The sequence below is a fragment of the Camelimonas fluminis genome, assembly GCF_014656355.1.
GTDB classification, from domain to species: Bacteria; Pseudomonadota; Alphaproteobacteria; order Rhizobiales; family Beijerinckiaceae; genus Camelimonas; species Camelimonas fluminis.
In genome coordinates this window covers 1-18,040 of sequence record NZ_BNCG01000012.1, presented here as the reverse complement: position 1 = coordinate 18,040, position 18,040 = coordinate 1, and the positions used below count along the sequence as shown (strand labels likewise).

The 18,040-nt window shown below is 63.1% G+C and carries 12 protein-coding genes; 5 read left to right on the top strand and 7 right to left on the bottom strand.

Annotated elements, in window-relative coordinates; genetic code table 11:
• Positions 1-29 precede the first annotated feature (29 nt).
• Complete coding sequence (locus tag IE243_RS13600; protein ID WP_191319944.1) at positions 30-467, bottom strand: pseudoazurin; 438 nt, start codon at positions 465-467, stop codon at positions 30-32.
• 135 nt (positions 468-602) lie between these two features.
• Between IE243_RS13600 and IE243_RS13595 the strand changes: the two genes are divergently transcribed.
• Positions 603-1,361: a Crp/Fnr family transcriptional regulator gene (locus tag IE243_RS13595; RefSeq protein WP_244643155.1), complete on the top strand. Its 759-nt coding sequence runs from the start codon at positions 603-605 to the stop codon at positions 1,359-1,361.
• Between the two features lie 366 nt (positions 1,362-1,727).
• On the opposite strand, the gene IE243_RS13590 is transcribed toward IE243_RS13595, so the two are convergent.
• Complete coding sequence (locus IE243_RS13590; RefSeq protein ID WP_191319943.1) at positions 1,728-4,517, bottom strand: bifunctional aconitate hydratase 2/2-methylisocitrate dehydratase; 2,790 nt, start codon at positions 4,515-4,517, stop codon at positions 1,728-1,730.
• A 981-nt stretch (positions 4,518-5,498) separates the two neighbouring features.
• Here IE243_RS13590 and IE243_RS13585 point away from each other — a divergent pair.
• Entirely contained in the window at positions 5,499-6,296 is a 798-nt protein-coding gene (locus IE243_RS13585) for a potassium channel family protein (protein ID WP_191319942.1), read from the top strand.
• A 79-nt stretch (positions 6,297-6,375) separates the two neighbouring features.
• Here IE243_RS13585 and IE243_RS13580 read toward each other — a convergent pair whose 3' ends face one another.
• Positions 6,376-6,789, bottom strand: coding sequence for an HD domain-containing protein (locus IE243_RS13580; RefSeq protein WP_191319941.1), 414 nt, complete (start codon positions 6,787-6,789; stop codon positions 6,376-6,378).
• A gap of 316 nt (positions 6,790-7,105) precedes the next feature.
• Here IE243_RS13580 and IE243_RS13575 point away from each other — a divergent pair, with 316 nt between their 5' ends.
• From IE243_RS13575 to ku (IE243_RS13565), 3 genes are all read left to right on the top strand, one after another.
• Entirely contained in the window at positions 7,106-8,464 is a 1,359-nt protein-coding gene (locus IE243_RS13575) for an MBL fold metallo-hydrolase RNA specificity domain-containing protein (protein WP_191319940.1), read from the top strand.
• 137 nt (positions 8,465-8,601) lie between these two features.
• A complete protein-coding gene (locus IE243_RS13570; protein ID WP_191319939.1) occupies positions 8,602-8,856 on the top strand; it encodes a metallothionein in 255 nt (84 codons plus the stop codon).
• A gap of 24 nt (positions 8,857-8,880) precedes the next feature.
• A complete protein-coding gene (gene ku / locus IE243_RS13565) occupies positions 8,881-9,693 on the top strand; it encodes a non-homologous end joining protein Ku (protein WP_191319938.1) in 813 nt (270 codons plus the stop codon).
• Positions 9,694-9,773: 80 nt separating this feature from the next.
• Here ku (IE243_RS13565) and ligD read toward each other — a convergent pair whose 3' ends face one another.
• The 4 genes from ligD to IE243_RS13545 all read right to left on the bottom strand — a co-directional run bounded on the left by ligD (position 9,774) and on the right by IE243_RS13545 (position 17,616).
• Positions 9,774-12,380: a DNA ligase D gene (gene ligD, locus IE243_RS13560; RefSeq protein WP_191319937.1), complete on the bottom strand. Its 2,607-nt coding sequence runs from the start codon at positions 12,378-12,380 to the stop codon at positions 9,774-9,776.
• Positions 12,381-13,289 carry a non-homologous end joining protein Ku gene (gene ku / locus IE243_RS13555; protein WP_191319936.1) on the bottom strand — a complete coding sequence of 303 codons (909 nt, stop codon included), beginning with the start codon at positions 13,287-13,289 and terminating at the stop codon, positions 12,381-12,383.
• Between the two features lie 199 nt (positions 13,290-13,488).
• Positions 13,489-15,777 carry an arginine/lysine/ornithine decarboxylase gene (locus IE243_RS13550; RefSeq protein ID WP_191319935.1) on the bottom strand — a complete coding sequence of 763 codons (2,289 nt, stop codon included), beginning with the start codon at positions 15,775-15,777 and terminating at the stop codon, positions 13,489-13,491.
• Between the two features lie 624 nt (positions 15,778-16,401).
• Positions 16,402-17,616: an ABC transporter substrate-binding protein gene (locus IE243_RS13545; protein WP_191319934.1), complete on the bottom strand. Its 1,215-nt coding sequence runs from the start codon at positions 17,614-17,616 to the stop codon at positions 16,402-16,404.
• Between the last annotated feature and the right edge of the window lie 424 nt (positions 17,617-18,040).

The following is an 18,040-nucleotide window of genomic DNA, read 5'->3' as shown; positions in this document are numbered from 1 at the left end:
CGGCTTCTTACGGGCGCGCGCGCGCGGGTTTACGGCGCGGCGGCCTGGGCGAGAAGCGCCTCGAAGGTTTTCTGGGCCTTGCCGGGGTGCTTGACGGCCTTGGCTTCATCCAGGTTCACGGGTTTGCCGACGGCAATCAGCGCCACCATGCCCATGCCATAGTGCGGCGTGCACTTGACGCCGTAGAGCCCATCGGCGTCGAGCTTCACAGTCAGCTTTTCGTTCATCTTGCCCTTGAAGGGCGCCGCTCCGGCCGGCTCCATTCCCTTGATGGACCCTGCGTCATGCGACTTGTCGGTGGGTATAAAGGTGACCGTGTCGCCAACAGTCGCCCGCACGAAATCCGGCTCGAACACCATGACGCCCTTGGCGCCCTTGTTGAGCATTTTGATCTCGTGGTCCGCCGCATGCGCGAGACCCATAGCCGCGCCCAACATCACCGCGGCCAATGCTACCCGTTTCATCATGGTGTTCCTCTCCAACTGGCGTCCATGACACCCGATGTCGGGGGGACTATAGGTGGTGGAGCACCAGACAGATTTGCGATAACGCAAAGAGTTTGCTGTCTTTGCTCTCAGGAGCCTGGAAGCGTGGAGGCGGCGATGCGCAGTTCAGATGCAGGTGGCGGCGTTGGCGGCGCCATGCGGCGACTTGACCGGACGCTGATCGCTGACATGGAGGTGTTTCAGGGCGCGACGGCGGAAATGCTGGATGCGGTCCTCGCTGACGCCCGCGTGCTCAGGGTTGAGCGGGACATGGCGGTTTTCGGGGAAGGCGGGGAGGCGGCGGCCTTCTTTCTGCTGCTCGATGGCTATGTTCGCGTGGTCAAGACCACCCCCGCTGGCGATCAGGTCATCATGCGCTATATCGGCGCCGGCCAACTGATCGGCATCGCCCAGGCCATCGGCCAATCGACATATCCCGCCAGCGCGGTTGCGGCGGTGGACTGCGTGGCGCTGGCCTGGCCCGGCAGCCTGTGGGCGCGTTTCACCGCCCAGGTTCCGGGTTTCTCCGCCGCGACCTGCCGCACAGTCGGCCGACGGCTGCAGGACACGCAGACCCAGTTGATGGAAATGGCCACCGAACAGGTGGAGCAGCGCGTGGCCCGGGCGCTGTGCCGGCTGGCGCAGCAGAGCGGTCGCCCGACGGATACGGGATTGCAGATCAATTTTCCGATCTCGCGCCAGGACATAGCCGAGATGACGGGCACCACGCTGCACACGGTCAGTCGTCTGCTTGCCGCATGGGAAGCCATGGGCATGATCGCAGGCGGTCGTCAGCGGGTTACGGTGACTGATCTCGCGCGCCTCCAGGCCCATGCTGGAAAGCGCGTGTCGGACGCATCGGGAGCCGGCGTTTGACGGGCGCAGCTTCGCCGCTTCTCGCCAGGTCACACATCAGGGGGGCAGACATCCGGCAGGTCCGGGATCGGGTCCCGCGCCGCGGACGCATGTTGCGCTCCGCGATTGATGGAGTGCTTCGGGAAGCCGGTTTCGCCGGAAGCGCTCCAGGGCGTCCCCCGGCCGGCCTGAAGCGACGCCCGCCTGTTCACGTTATCGTCGGGAGCGGCGGCTTGACCGGGCCGCGCGCCTGGCGGGCCGCGAAGATGTTGACGCAACCGCGACCTGCAAAGTCCAGCCCGGCGCAGCGTATTTCCTTGCAGGAAACGCACCGCGCCGCCAGGGCTTCAGCAAGACCCAATGAGCCTGGCCCATTGGGTCCTGGCGTCAGTAATGAACGGACCGTGCGCCGAGCGGACCGGCTTTCGGCGGCGCGAACTTGGTGAGATCGATCCCCTCGACGGCCGCCTTGTACTCTTCGGCGCTCGGGGTGCGGCCAAGGATCGCCGACAGCACGACAACTGGTGTCGAGGCCAGCAACGATTCACCCTTTTTCTCGGCGGAGTCCTCAACGACGCGGCCCTGGAACAGGCGGGTCGACGTGGCCAGAACGGTGTCGCCTTTCTCGGCCTTCTCCTGGTTGCCCATGCAGAGATTGCAGCCCGGACGCTCCAGATAGAGGATATTCTCGTATTCGGTGCGCGCCGCGTTCTTCGGCATCAGATCATCGAACTCGAAGCCCGAATACTTCTGCAGGATTTCCCAATCCCCTTCAGCCTTCAGTTCATCGATAATGTTGTAGGTCGGCGCGGCGACCACCAGCGGCGCCTTGAACTCGACCTTGCCGTTGGTCTTCTCGATGTTCTTGAGCATCTGGGCCACGATCTTCATGTCGCCCTTGTGCACCATGCACGAGCCGACGAAGCCGAGGTCGACCTTCTTGTCGGAGCCATAGTAGGACAGCGGACGGATCGTATCGTGGGTGTAACGCTTCGACACGTCGGCGTTGTTCACGTCCGGGTCGGCGATCATCGGCTCGTCGATGAGATCCAGGTCGACGACGACTTCCGCGAAGTACTTCGCATTGTCATCCGGGCGCAGCGCGGGCTTCTCGCCCGAGCGGATTTCGGCGATGCGGGCGTCGGCCTTGGCGATCAGGCCCTTCAGCGTGCCAGCCGCGTTGTCCATGCCCTTGTCGATCATGATCTGGATGCGCGACTTGGCGATTTCCAGCGACTCGATCAACGTCTCGTCCTGCGAAATGCAGATCGAGGCCTTGGCCTTCATCTCGGCCGTCCAGTCAGTGAAGGTGAAGGCCTGGTCGGCCAGCAGCGTGCCGATATGCACTTCGATGATGCGGCCCTGGAAGACGTTGTCGCCGCACTGCTTGAGCATCTGCGCCTGGGTGGCGTGCACCACGTCGCGGAAGTCCATGTGCGGCTGCATCGCGCCCTTGAAGGTCACCTTGACCGACTGCGGGATCGGCATGGTTGCCTCGCCCGTGGCCAACGCCAGCGCCACGGTGCCGGAGTCGGCGCCAAAGGCCACGCCCTTGGACATGCGGGTGTGGCTGTCGCCGCCGATGATGATGGCCCAGTCATCCACGGTGATGTCGTTCAGCACCTTGTGGATCACGTCCGTCATGGCGTGATAGACGCCCTTCGGGTCACGGGCGGTGATCAGGCCGAAGTTGTTCATGAAGCTCATCAGCTTCGGGATGTTCGCCTGGGCCTTCTTGTCCCACACGGAGGCCGTGTGGCATCCGGACTGATAGGCGCCGTCCACGAGCGGGGAAATGACGGTGGCCGCCATCGCCTCAAGCTCCTGGGCGGTCATCAGGCCCGTGGTGTCCTGGGAGCCGACGATGTTGACCTTGACGCGCACGTCCGACCCAGCGTGCAGCACCTTGCCAGGGGTCACGCCGACGGCGTTGCGGTTGAAGATCTTCTCGACCGCCGTCAGGCCCTGGCCTTCGACGGTGATTTCCTTGTTCGGCGCGAACACCGGGGTCGCTTCGATCCCAAGCGTTTCCGCGGCGAAGGTCTGGAGCTTCTTGCCGAAGACGATGGCGTAGGAGCTGCCAGCCTTCATGAACTCCATCTTCTGGGGCGTGAACGAGGATGCGATATCGACCAGTTCCTGGCCATTTTCGTCGCGCAGCTTCCGGTTCTTCGTGTCGATGGTCAGAACCCGGCCGGTCTCGACGGAAAACTGCTGCTCCAGGATCGGGTTGCCTTCCGCGTCCAGCACGGGCTTGCCATCAGCGCCGGTCTTCCGGGTCCAGTTCTTCAGGTTGAGGCCGATGCCGCCGGTCACATCGACTGTGGTCGCGAAGATCGGCGAAATGCCATTGGTGCCCGCGACGATCGGCGCGTAGTTCACGAACGGAACGTAGGGGCTGGAGGGCTTGCCGGTCCACAGCGCGACGTTGTTCACGCCAGACATGCGCGACGAGCCAACGCCCATCGTGCCCTTCTCGGCGATCATCATCACGCGCGCATCAGGATGCTGCTTCTGCAGCGCCACGATTTCCTGCTGGGCTTCAGGCGTGATCATGCACTGGCCGTGCAGCTCACGGTCCGAGCGTGAATGGGCCTGGTTGCCCGGCGACAGCAGATCGGTCGAGATATCGCCTTCAGCGGCGATAAAGGTGACGACCTTGATCTCCTCATCGATGTCAGGAAGCTTGGTGAAGAATTCAGCCCTGGCGTAGCTCTCAAGCACGCCTCTGGCGATCGCGTTGCCGGCCTTGAAGGCGTCGCGCAGACGGAACATGTCGGCGTCGTACAGGAACACCTGGGTTTTCAGCACGTCGCCAGCCTGGGCGGCGACCGCCGGATCATCGCCCAGGGCGATGTCGAGCAGCACCTTGACGGACGGGCCGCCTTTCATGTGCGACAGCAATTCGAGAGCGAAAGCCGGCGTGATCTCAGGAACGACCGTTTCGCCGAGGATGATCTTTTTCAGGAACGCGGCCTTGACGCCAGCAGCGCTCGTGGTGCCCGGCAGGGTATTGTAGATGAAGAACCGGAGCGCGTCGGCCCGGCGCCCGTCGCCGGCGTCCTCGATCAGGGCGGTGATTTCAGCGATGAGCCCGCCATCGTCAATCGGCTTGGGTGCGAGGCCCTGAGCTTCTCGGCTTTTGATCTCGGCCAGGTAATCCAGGTAGAGGGTCATCGCAATTCCAACGTCATGGGGCGCATGGCGCTGCAGGGCAGAGCCAGCAACCGGTATTGTTAATCGGCCTGGGGCTTCACCAGGCGGGGACGGCTCTTCCCCGCCTGGTGAAGCCCCGTTTGGCGTCCGGGCGTTTCAGAGCGCCGACGTGGCGTCGGCGCCTGCTCTTATATGGGGTTCCGAGTACGCCAACCAGGGCCGACTGACAAGGCGCCGCGTTCTGGCAAAAAAATACACTTTGAGATCAGCGGCAAAGGCGTTGAGCGATCATGTGTCTGGCTTCGGGGCCCGGATTGGCGCGGAGCGGTCGGCTCGCCAATCCGCGCGTTGCGCTGACCCGGAGGCTTCAATGGGGCTGCATTTGCAGATGGCGTGGCTTCGGGTCGCCCTGTCACGCCCCGCAGCAATTGGCGCGGTGAAACGAACGGCAGGCTACGTCGGCTGTTGGGGAACTCAAGGGCGGTTCCGGCGGCGGCGTTTTGCGGCTCACCAGAGAAGAACGCCACGTGCATCAGGGATGCTGGCAGGGTTGTCGACGCCGCACTGCGATTTTTGCGGCGTCGAACAGAACCTTGCGGGCAATTATTTTGGCGGCGTCGGCGTCAGGGTTGACCAGCGTGTCAGCCTTGCTCTTTGCGCCCTGGCGTAATTGGCCAGCAGCGCCACATGCAGCATCGGAGTTTGCTCCTGATGCCGTGAACGCCGGGCAGCCGGTTTTGCAGCGGCTCCGTTGTCACGGTCCGAGTTAGCCATTTATTCCTCCCGCCGTCACGCTGGTTTCTGGCGGCGTGACCCCGCATAGGGAGAAGTCGCGATTGCGGCCAAGGTTCCGTCAAAATGGCAGATCTGCGACAGCGCGTGCAGATATCCGGGTCACAGATTGCCTCCGCTGCCTGGCAGAACCGTTTGAGCGCGTTATGCTCTGGCGGCTGCTTCTGATTTGAAGCGCGTCCGATATCAAGAAAGTGCGCGTGGTAGCTGATGGACAGCAAATGGACCGGGAGGGAAAGCCGCTGGCTGACGCGTCTGCGCGACCACCTTCGCAACCTCTATCTCGGCGCGACGCCGACAGCGTTCCGGTTCCAGTTCGCGGTCGTTGCCATTGATCTGGTGATCATTGCTTTCTTTATCGCGACGCCTGTCCTGAGGGAAACGCCGTCATTCCTCTGGCTGGATTACGCCGTGGCCGCCATTGTCGCCGCGGACCTGGGCGCGCGGTTGCTCGCCTCCAACGATCCATGGCGACTGATGCGTCAACCCACGTCCTGGGTCGACCTGTTCATCCTTGTCACCCTGCTGCTTCCGGCGACGCTCGCCAATCTGGGCTTTCTGCGAATTTTGCGCCTCTGGTCCTTGTCCCGGAGCGGCGCGCTGTGGCGGCATTTCGGGCGCGGCGCCATGCGGGAATGGCGCGACGTCAGTCATGCCGTCATCAATCTGCTGACGTTTTTGCTGGTCGTGACTGGCTTCGTTTATACGTTCTTCTTCCGGAGTGACTCCGGCATCGCCGGCTACGTCAATGCGCTTTATTTCACCGTCGCGACCGTGACGACCACCGGCTTCGGCGATCTGGTTCTGCCGGGTATTGCTGGAAAATTGACATCCATTGTCACGATGCTTGTGGGAATTTCGTTGTTCGTGCGGCTGGCGCAAGCCATCTTCCGGCCCTTCAAGGTCTATTTTCCGTGTCCGGAATGCGGCCTGCAGCGCCACGAACCAGACGCGGTGCATTGCAAGGCCTGCGGCCATCTTCTCAAGATACCCGATGAAGGCGACTAGGCCGCCTCTGTCCCCTGTCGCGCGCTGGCGCGCTGCGGTCCATTTTGCCGACGGACGAAGCGGCCTGTCATGCTCCGCATCAGGGCTGCGCGCCGATCAGTTCAAGCGCCCTGAGATATCTGGACCGGCGCTCCCCGGCCGCCGCATCGTCTGACTGGCGCAGATTGTCGCGCAAGTCAGCAATTTTCACTGGCCTCGCCAGCGTATTGGCGGCGGCGCGCCGCGCGAAGTCGAAGTAATCCTCGCCGTCTCGGCGGGTCATCGCATCCACCGCGTCAACGATGCGTGGGCTCCAGCCAGCCTCAGCCAGATCCGCGATGGTTATGCTGCTGTCTTCAACCACGTCGTGCAGGGCGGCGACGGTCATCGCGTCGATGTCGACCTGGGCCAGCATCACGCGCAGCACATGGAGAATGTAAGGCTCGCCCGCCTTGTCGGTTTGCCCGGCGTGGGCGTTGACGGCGAGCACAATTGCTTCATTCAGTCCGATCATGATCCTGTCCCCGGGCCGCGCCATGTCACGCCGCTGCTGGCGCCATGCAGATGCAGACAAACGGCGCCGAACCACTGAACGCGCGAAGTTTCTGCTGGGCCATGCGCCTGCGCCGCGACGGTGGAACCCTGTTCCAAAAACACAGGTTAACACGCGACGCCCCCCGCGGCGCACGCCTGGGCGCTGTTTCTTCAGCCATGTTCAGGCTATCGCATCCCCGCCGGGAACCAGGGCGCGGCGTGTGTGTGGCGGCGGATGACGCCCCAGCAAAAGAACGCTGTATTGTCAGGACAGGGCCATACCCATGGAGGTCGACGTGCTGACATTGAAATCTCTTGGCGCCGCGAAGACGGTCACAGGATCGAAGCACCTGCTCACCTTTAATGGGCGTCGCCTCCTTGTCGATTGTGGCCTGTTCCAGGGACTGAAGAACCTGCGCGAGCTAAACTGGGCGCCGTTGCCGGTGTCGCCGCGAAGCATCGACGCCGTGGTGCTCACACACGGTCATCTTGACCATTCCGGGTATCTGCCCCGATTGGTCGGGGATGGATTCCGCGGAAAGATCTTTGCCACTGAAGCTACCCGGGATGTGGCGGAACTGATCCTCAAGGACAGCGCCTTCCTCCAGGAGAAGGACGCCGAATTCCTTAACCGGCACGGGTTGACGAAGCACAAGCCGGCGCTGCCGCTCTACAACGTCGCGGACGCCCAACGGGCGATGGAACATTTCTCGACTGTGGCTTTCGGCCAGACCATTGGATTGCCCAGCGGCGCCACGCTGCGGTTCCGGCATGCCGGACACATTCTCGGCGCTGCGAATGCGGAGATCCATTGGGGCGATCGCTGCCTCATGTTTTCCGGCGACATTGGCCGGTACAATGATCCGCTGTTCCCGGATCCGGTTTCGGAAGGCGCGCCTGATTACATCGTGGTCGAGTCGACCTATGGCGATCGCCTGCACCCGGATGAAGACCCGGCTGAAGCGCTGGGCGCGATCGCGGAGCGCACCACGGGACGCGGCGGCACGCTTGTTATTCCAGCCTTTGCCGTCGGCAGGGCGCAGCAGTTGCTTTACTACTTCTGGACGCTGAAACAGGCGGGCCGTCTCGGCTCCGTTCCGATTTTCCTCGACAGTCCCATGGCGATTGACGCCACGGAAATGATGTGCCGGCACGGGACACACCACCGGCTGACCCCTGCCGCCTGCCGCGCGGCGTTCAGCATCGCCCACTATACAAATGACGTGGAAGCCTCAAAGGCGATTACGGCGAGCCGGTTTCCGAAGATTGTGATCGCGGCGTCGGGCATGATGACGGGCGGGCGGGTTCTTCATCATCTCAAGACTTTCGGCCCTGACGCCAGGAACACCATTCTGCTGGCCGGGTTTCAGGCCCCGGGAACGCGTGGGCGCCTGCTTCAGCAGGGCGCAAGGGAGCTCAAGATCCACGGTGGCTGGACGCCAATCAACGCCGAAGTCACGCAACTGGACATGCTGTCCGCCCATGCTGACAGCAACGGGCTGATGCGCTGGCTCTCCGGTTTCAAACGCGCGCCAGAATGCGTCTTCATTGTCCACGGCGAACCGCCTGCATCTGCGGCGTTGCAAGCGCGCATCGAGCAGGAACTGGGCTGGCGGAGCGTCATTCCGGATCCAGATGAGGAGTTTGACCTGTAGCGGCTTCAACGCGCTCTGGCAGACAGTTCGCCGGCGTGCGCCGGACGTTGCCCGCGGTCCCCCTGAGCCGGTCCGGAACAGTTTTCCCCTTCGCCGTGTTGATGTTTTTTGACCCAGGACGGCGAAGGAGGCTGGCCATGATTGCGTGCGATCAATGCGGCAACCACTACGACAAGACGTTTCGCGTCACGATGGGCGGGCGGGATTACAATTTCGACTGCTTTGAATGCGCGGTTTCCAGACTTGCGCCGGTTTGCGCCCACTGCGACTGCCGGGTGATCGGCCACGGCGTTGAGAAGGGGGATGTTATTTACTGCTGCGCCCATTGCGCCAGCGCCAGCGGCGTCACCGGACTTGCCGACCGTCCGCCGGAGGAGGCGCGGTCGCATTAAGCGTTCCGCTGGAGGGTTTGGGTCATGGCCCAGCGCGCGTTCTGGAAGGGCTATCTGAAGCTCTCGCTCGTCACCTGTCGGGTGGCGATGACGCCGGCGACCAGCGAGAGCGGGAAAGTGCGGTTCCATACCCTCAACGCTCGCACGGGCAATCGCCTTGTCAGCCGTTATGTGGACGCGGTTACTGGCGAGCCTGTCGACGCAGAGGATGAGGTTCGCGGCTATCCCCGGGGTGAGGATGAATATGTCCTGATCGAGGATGAGGAACTCGACGCCGTCGCGCTGGACAGCACCCATACCATCGACGTGGATTCCTTCGTGCCCGCCGACAGCATCGGTTGGTTGTGGTTCGATCGCCCGCACTACCTGCTGCCCGACGATACGGTGGGCGAGGAAGCCTTTTCGGTAATCCGCGAGGCGATGAAATCCACCGGCATGGTCGGCATTTCGCGGCTGGTGCTCTATCGCCGCGAGCGGGCGGTGATGCTGGAGCCACGCGATCAGGGCATTGTGCTGTGGACCCTGCGCTATGGCGACGAAGTGCGTGACGCCAAAGACTACTTCGCCGGTCTGGATGACGACAGGCCCGACCCTGAACTGATGAAACTGGTGTTGCGGCTGATCAATGAACGCACCAGGCCGTGGGATCCGGGGATGGTGCGCGATCCGGTTCAGGACCGGCTGCTTGATCTGATCGCGGCCCGCAAAAAGGGTCGCAAACGCCAGACAAAACCACGCGAGCAGACGCAAGAGCCCGCGTCGAACGTCGTCAATATCATGGATGCGCTACGCCGCAGCATCGCTTCGGACAGCGCCTCGCGGAAGAAAACGCGCTAGAGCGCTTCCGGTCACGCAAAGCCCGCATGTTGCGCCCGCCATCCAGGCCGCACAGGGCGCGGCGGCCACCGCTGCTGGTTTCAGGCTGATTTTGTTTTGCCCCTGGTTTTGCCGGTCCGGCTTTCCATATCAAGCGGCGTCGCCGCGGCGCGAAAATCAGCCCAGGGGTCGCTGGCAAGCGCCGCCAGCCGGCCAGGGATATTGCTAACGGTGAAATAGGCCGGGCCGATCTCCGGGCCCAGTTCATCCCATCCCAGGGGCGCCGAAACCGCCGCGCCGGGCCGGGCGCGGGTCGACCAGGCTGCGACCGCCGTGGCGCCGCGCTGGTTGCGCAGATAATCGATCAGGATTTTGCCGCGCCGCTTCGCTTTGGTGATGGTGGCGACGTAAAGCTCCGGGCTGTCGGCAGCCATGGCTTCGGCGAGGGATTTGGCGAAGGCCTTCACCGCCGGCCATGTTGCGGCTGGTTTCAGGGGCGCGGCGACGTGCAATCCCTTGCCGCCGGAAGTTTTGACGAACGGCTCAAGTCCCGCATCGGCGAGACGCCGCCGCACCTCATGGGCGGCGTCGATTACCGCCTGCCAGGCCACGCCTTCCCCAGGGTCGAGATCCATGACGATCATGTCCGGCCGCTCCCAATCCGCGACCGTGGCCCCCCACGGGTGTATCTCCAGGGCGGCGGACTGCACCAGGCCCATCAGGCCGTCCAGGTCATTGATGCTGATCAGCGGCGCGCCATCCGGCTCTTTCGGATCCTGCACCAGCGCCACTTTGGGGTTAAGACCCTTCCAGGCGTGTTTCTGGAAAAATTTCTCGCCGGCAATGCCGTTGGGGCAACGCAACAGCGCCAGTGGCCGTCCGACGACGAACGGCGCCATGTAGCGCCAGACGTCGGCGTAATAGTCGGCCAGACCTTCCTTGGTGACGCCATCATCAGGCCAGTACAGCCGGTCCGGATGGGTGAGCCGAACGGTGCGGCGGGGCGGCGGCCCCTGATCACTGGCGTCTTTGCCCGCGACCTTGCTGGTGCGCTTCGGCGTTTCGCGCACGATCTCGCGGGCCGGCTTGTCCTCGCGCAGGCCCCGGAAGGCGGCGTGCCGCAGATGGCCATCCGCCGTCCACGCCCGGAATTCCACTTCCGCCGCCAGCTCCGGCCGGACAAAAGTCACCTGCCGGCGCTCCGTGGTGGTGAGCGGCGCGTCGAACGGATTCTGATCAGTGCGCAAGGCATGCAGCCGACTGAACAGCTTCTCCGCCGCCGTCGCGCTGAAACCGGTTCCCACCCGGCCGACGTGATGCAGGGCGTCGCCCTCATAGACGCCGAGCACCAGCGAGCCGATAGCCCTGGGCGAGACGGAGGAGGGCGTATAGCCGCCGATTACGAACTCCTGCCGCGCGGAGCATTTTGATTTGATCCAGGTGCGGCCGCGCCCGCCGCGCCACGGGGCGTCGGATTGCTTGGAAACCACGCCCTCCAGGCTCAGCCGGCAGGCGTGCCGCAACACGAGGTCGCCGCTTTCGCGGAAATGGCCGCTATAACGGACAACGCCTCCTGTCGCGCCCACCAGCTTTTCGAGCTGTTGTTTGCGATCGATCAGCGCGACGCGGGTAAGATCGTAGCCATCCAGATACAGTAGATCGAAGACATAATAGACGAAACGGTCCGCGCGGCCTTCGCTGAGATCGGCCTGAAGCGCAGAGAAATCAGAAGCGCCGGAGCCACCTTCCACCACCAGTTCGCCATCGATGATCGCCGCGTCGACCGGCAGGCCGGCGAGGGCCTCCGGGATGCGCTCGCCAAATTTCCCTGTCCAGTCGAGACCGCTGCGGGTCAGAAGGCGGGTTCCGCCATCCTGGATATGAGCCTGCAACCGGTAGCCGTCGAACTTGATTTCATGCAGCCACTGCTTGCCTTTGGGCGGCGCCGCAGCCAGCGTCGCCAGCGTTGGCTCCAGAAATTCGGGCATTGCCGCTTTGCGCGCGCCCTTGATCCCGGCCAGGTGCGCGCCTGGCGAGCCGCCGGTCACCGCCACTTTCCCCGGCATGGCCTCAACGGTCTTCGGCCGGGCAGGTTTCCCCGTGTCGCCAGTAATCCGTCCGGTTCTGGACGACCAGCCCGGCGCTTCGCCGGCGACCTCGGCAATATCCCGGCCGGTTTTCACCGAGTTTGGAGCTTCCTCCAGAATGTCGGCGGCGGCGTCCGCCCGGGCCCATTCGTCGTCGCCCTTGATCAGCAGCCAGTTCTCGCGTTTCTCGCCCGGCTTGCCGCGCATGCGCACCAGATGCCAGCGCCCGTGCAGCTTTTCGCCGTCCAGCTCGAAGTCCAGATGCCCCTTGGCGTAGCCCTTGTGCGCATCGCCGATCGGCTTCCAGTCGCCCCGGTCCCAGACAATCACCGCGCCGCCGCCATATTCGCCCTTCGGGATCGTTCCTTCGAAATCGCCATACTCAAGCGGATGGTCCTCCACATGCACGGCGAGACGCTTTTCGCCCGCCACCAGGCTGGGTCCTTTGGCAACGGCCCAACTTTTCAGCACGCCATCCATCTCCAGGCGAAAATCGTAATGCAGGCGGGTGGCGTCGTGCTTCTGGATGACGAAATGCGCGCCGGGCTTTTGCGCCTTGCGGCCACGCGGCTCGCGCGTGCGGCTGAAGTCCCGCTTTTGCCGGTAAGTTTCGAGCGCCATCTAGCCAGCCTTTCTGCGGGACGCAGTTGTCCGGGTGGCGGGGCCGTCGCCGGTTTTCTCTGGCTTGACGGAGTCGGTCTTGCTCCTGGCCGGCCTGGCGTTGCGTGGGGGGCGACCGGATGGCGACGGCTTGCCCATGGCCCCGGCGCTCTCGCGCAAGGCGGCCATCAGGTCGCCGACCTTTGCGGGTGGTCGCGGTTTGCGCGCCACGATCTTCCGGCCCTCCAGCTTCGCCTTCACCAGATCGGCCAGCGCCGCTTCATAGCGATCGTCGAACGTCGCGGGATCAAAGGTTCCGGCTTTCATGCGGATGATGTGGCCGGCGAGCTCCAGCATCTCATCCTTGATCTTCAGCTCCGGAATATCACTGAAGGCCTTTGCCGCCGGGCGCACCTCGTAGTCGAAATTCAACGTCGTCGCGATGAGGCCGTCGCCGGCCGCGCGGATCAGCAGCGTGCGCACGCGACGGAACAGCACGGCCCGGCCAATGGCGGCGGTTTTTGTCTTGCGCAGGCCATCGCGGATCAGGGCGTACGGTTCGTGGGCGGCGAGGTCTGAAGGCGTCAGATAGTATGGCCGGTCGAAATAGACGTCGTCGATCCCGGAACAGGGAATGAATGCCGAAACGTCGATCGTCTTGTCGCTGGCCGGGGTCGCCTCAGCCACTTCCTCCGGCGTCAGGACAATGTAGTCGCCCTGGGCGAGTTCATAACCTTTGGCCTGATCGTCGCGCTCAACCGGCCGGCCGGTGACGCCATCGACGAACTGTCGATGCACCCGGTGGCCTGTGGCCCGGTTAATGGTGTGGAACGCGATGCGATCTGACGTCGAAGCGGCGGTGAACAACGCCACCGGGCAAATCACTTCGGCGATCCTCAGCACCCCTTTCCAGTTTGCCCTCGGCGCCATGCCAAGCCCCTGTCTGCGCCGGATGCAGAAGAACGCCTGCTGTCGAAAAAGTGCGCCGCGGACCGTTGGCGCATGGCCCGCGTCTGAATCAAACGCGGCGGCGCGCAGCGGTGTTCCACAATTGCTCCTTCAATAACGAACCCCGATGAGCCTGGCTCATCGGGGTTGCCTGCCGCACGGCAGATTCCAGCAATTGGTTCTAGCGGGCTACGCAGTCAGCGTAATGCCGCACGATCCCGTCGGCTCCGGTTTCCAGGACGAGCCCGTGAATGTCGGTTTCAAACCCCGGACACTCCCGGGCGAATTCACGGTTGAAGCGCAGATAGTCAACGATTCTGGTGTTAAAGACCTCGCCGGGGATGAGCAGGGGGATGCCCGGCGGGTAGGGCGTGACGAGGCTGGTGGTGACGCGCCCTTCCAGCGCGTCGATCGGCACCCGCTCGGTTTTGCGGCGCGCGATATGCGAAAACGCTTCGGTTGGCGTCATCGCCGGATGGTGATCCGACAGATAGATCTCGGTGGAAAGTCGCGCCACGTCGTATTTTGAATAGAGCGCATGAACATGCTGGCTCAGGTCGCGCAGGCCCATGTGTTCGTAGCGCGGATGTTTGGCGCAGAACTCGGGCATGATCCGCCACAGCGGCTGGTTGCGGTCGAAATCGTCCTTGAATTGCTGCAGGGCCGCCACGAGGGTGTTCCAGCGACCCTTGGTGATGCCGATGGTGAACAGGATGAAGAAGCTGTAGAGGCCGGTCTTCTCCACCACCACGCCGTGTTCGGTGAGGTATTTCGAGACGATCGAGGCGGGAATTCCGGTGGCGTCGAACCGTCCGTCAATATCAAGGCCGGGGGTGATGATGGTGGCCTTGATGGGGTCGAGCATGTTGAAGCCCGGCGCCATGTCGCCGAAGCCGTGCCAACTGTCCTCGCCATCACGCTGGACTCCTTCGGAATCCGTGCGGCGCAGCACCCAGTCCCCGGTGTGGCCAATGCCCTCCTCGGTCAGTCCGTCCGGGCCCCAGACCTGAAACCACCAGTCGTTTTCACCGAACTCCTCGTCGACCTTGCGCATGGCGCGGCGGAAATCGAGCGCTTCGAGGATACTTTCCTCGACCAGCGCGGTGCCGCCGGGCGGTTCCATCATCGCCGCCGCCACATCGCAACTGGCGATGATGGAGTACTGCGGCGAGGTCGAGGTGTGCATCAGGTAGGCTTCATTGAACAGGTGCCGGTCCAGCTTGGTCTGATCAGAATCCTGCACGAGAACGTGGCTGGCCTGGCTGATGCCGGCCAGCAGTTTGTGGATCGACTGGGTTGCGTAGGTGACGGAATGCTTCATCCGCTCACGCTTGCGACCCATCGCGTGATAGGCGCCATAGAACGGATGAAACGCTGCGTGTGGTAGCCACGCCTCGTCAAAATGCAGGTTCTCGACATAACCGTCGAGCATGCGCTTGATCTCTTCGGTGTTGTAGAGAACTCCGTCGTAGGTCGACTGGGTCAGCGTCATGATGCGCGGCTTCACCGCATCGGCGTCGACGCCCTGCAACAGCGGATTGTCGCGGATCTTGGCGCGGATCGCCTCTGGTTCGAACTCGGAATGGGCGATCGGGCCGATGATGCCCCAGTGGTTGCGGGTGGGGCGCAGGAACACCGGTATGGCGCCGGTCATGATGATCGCGTGCAGGATCGACTTGTGACAGTTGCGGTCAACCACCACCACGTCGCCGGGGGCGACGGTGTGGTGCCAGACCATCTTGTTTGACGTCGAGGTGCCGTTGGTCACAAAGAAGCAATGGTCGGCGTTGAAGATCCGCGCCGCATTGCGCTCCGAGGCGCCGATGGCGCCATTGTGGTCCAGCAACTGCCCCAACTCCTCGACGGCGTTGCAGACGTCGGCGCGCAGCATGTTCTCGCCATAGAACTGGTGGTACATCTGCCCGATGGGGCTCTTGAGAAAGGCGACGCCGCCAGAGTGGCCGGGGCAGTGCCACGAATAGGAGCCATCCTCGGCGTAATCCAGAAGCTGCTTGAAGAAGGGCGGCTGGATGCCCTCCAGATAGCTTCTGGCCTCGCGAATGATGTGCTTGGCGACGAATTCCGGCGTATCCTCAAACATATGGATGAAGCCGTGCAACTCGCGCAGGATGTCATTGGGCAGATGGCGCGACGTTTTGGTCTCGCCGTGCAGGAAAATCGGCACATCGGCGTTCTTCCAGCGCACCTCCTCGATGAAATCGCGCAGCTTGGCGATCACTGGGGACGGCTCGGGGCCAGGGCCAAATTCCTCATCGTCGATGGACAGCACAAAGGCTGAGGCGCGGCTTTGCTGCTGGGCGAATTGTGAGAGATCGCCGTAGCTGGTGACGCCAAGCACCTCAAAGCCTTCGTTCTCGATCGCCTCCGCCAGCGCCCGGATGCCCAGGCCCGAGGTGTTCTCCGAGCGGAAGTCCTCATCAATGATGATGATGGGAAATCGAAACTTCATCAGCTTTCCTTCGCCTGACGGCTACCGGGTCGTTGTTTCGCCGGTGGGCGTGAACGTCAAGCCCCTGGCCGCCCAGCCGGTGGCCAACCTCGCCGGCAAGCGGTTTTGTCGCGCCTGGCATGTGTCAGGTCCGGCTCGCGGCAAAGCAGGCCGTCTCTCCGGATCCAACCAGGATTGTCGGACAAGCCGCATTCATGATCGCTCACAATCGCGACAATGCGGTGAATTTCGCCCCTGGAAAGACGGGATCATGTCACAGGACGCATCGTTCCCGCCGTGTGGCGGCAGCGTCTGTTATAATTCCCGGCCGGTTGACGTCGCGGCGTTGCGACGCATGGAGGGCGGGCTGCTTTGTCGGCGCCGGCTGGCGCCGCGGCAGGTTCGCAAGCAGGGGGCGCCGTTCCGGACATGGCGGCGGGCCTGGCAATGGCGCGATCCTTCTGACGCGCGAGCAATGCCGGTCCGCGCCTGACCTGTTGACGTCCGGTGTTCAAATGTAAAAAGGCCAGGCGTCGCCGCCTGACCTTCCCTGAATGCGGTCTTGCGCCAGAAGCCGCCGACGCTGGGCCAGAGGCAGGATTACCTGGCGCAGGACTACCTGGCGCAGGATTACCTGGCGTAGAATTATTTGCGGCCGGCGTTGATCGGCTTGCCGAAGAGCTCGAAGCTCTCGCCTTTGAAACGTTGCATGCGCAGGGTGTTGAAGGCGCTGTAGTTGTCCGGCTTGATGTCAACGATCACACCGTCCAGCAGCAGCGGCGCATCGGTCATCTTCAGCGACGTGACCTGCTTCAACAGGTTTTCACGCGTCAGGTCGTCGCCCGCGTTCTGGATGGCGCGGGCCAGCACGTTGGCCGACAGGTAGGCCAGCACGACATTCGAGTCGGTGAGATGCTGCTCCATATTGTTGCGCTTCAGGAAGGCGACGTACTCTTTCATGTCAGGGCTGTTGGCGTACTGCGGGTCGCCCGGAGTCTTCATGAATGATGCGGTGATCAGGCCCTGTGACGCGTCGAAGCCAGCCGGTTTGAACACAGCGCCAATCGACGCGGCGACGCTCGACACCAGGGTCGTGGCCTTCCAGTCCAGTTCGTGCTTCTTGCGGATCGCCTGGGCGCCGAACTTTGGCGTCGCCATCAGGAAGAACATGTCTGCGCCGGTGGCTTTCAGCTTCACCATCTGCGAGTCGACCGTCGCGTCGGTGACCTCATAGGTGGTCTCGCCAACGATATCCTTGACCTTGTCGCCAAGGCCCTTCTTGAATCCCTTGACGTAGTCGCGACCCGAGTCGTCGTTCTGCGACAGGATCGCGATCTTTGCGTTTGGCAGGTTCTCGACCACGTAGCGGCCAAAGATCTCGCCTTCGACGTCATAAAGCGGGAAAAACGGCGTGGTCCACGGGAACTGCGACGGGTTGTTCCACTTGGAAGCGCCTGTCGAGATCAGGATCTGCGGGACCTTTTTGCTGTTCAGATATTTCTGCGTCGCGGTGTTGCTGGGCGTGCCAAGCGAGCCATAGACGCCAAGTACGTCTTCCTGCTCAACCAGTTTGCGGGTCTGCTCAACCGCCTTGGGCGGGCTATAGGCGTCGTCCAGCGAGATCAGCTTGATCTTGCGGCCGTTGATGCCGCCCTTTGCGTTGATCTCGTTAAAAACCAGCTCCTGGGCCTTGCCCTGGATGCCGTAGGCCGAGGCCGGCCCGCTGTAAGGCATGGTCTGCCCAAGCCTGATCTCGGTGTCGGTAACGCCCGGACCGTATTTCTTTTCAGATGCAGCGGCCACGGAGCTGGCGAGAACGCCAGCGATGCCGGCGAGCAGAAGCGAGCGCTTGCTGAACATGAGCGTGTTCCCCCTGGGTGTTTCTGGAACGGTTTTGTGGATCTCCAGTAATGGAGACCCTGGCGGCGCGCCTGTGTTACGCGTCTGGTAAGCCACGCATGTGTTGGCTACAAGCTGCCGAAACGCATCGATCCATCGGCTTCCCACAGGGAATGTGGGTCGTTGCTGCAATGCTCGCCGGTCTTGCGCCGGGCCATGTGGTCGCGGACATGTCCGATGGACGGGCAGCGGCGGACAAGCCCCGCCGCCGCAGGCATCGTGCTCTGTCCGGGAGGGACCTGGCTGCTGGCTGTGGCCAGCACGCCCCCTGATCAGCAGACAATGGCGGGCGAGTTGTCCGATGATCCGCCCGGTTTCGTCCCGCGTCATACCAAGACTCTCTGATCAGAACCCATGCGCCCATTTGCGGAGTCCGATTGACATG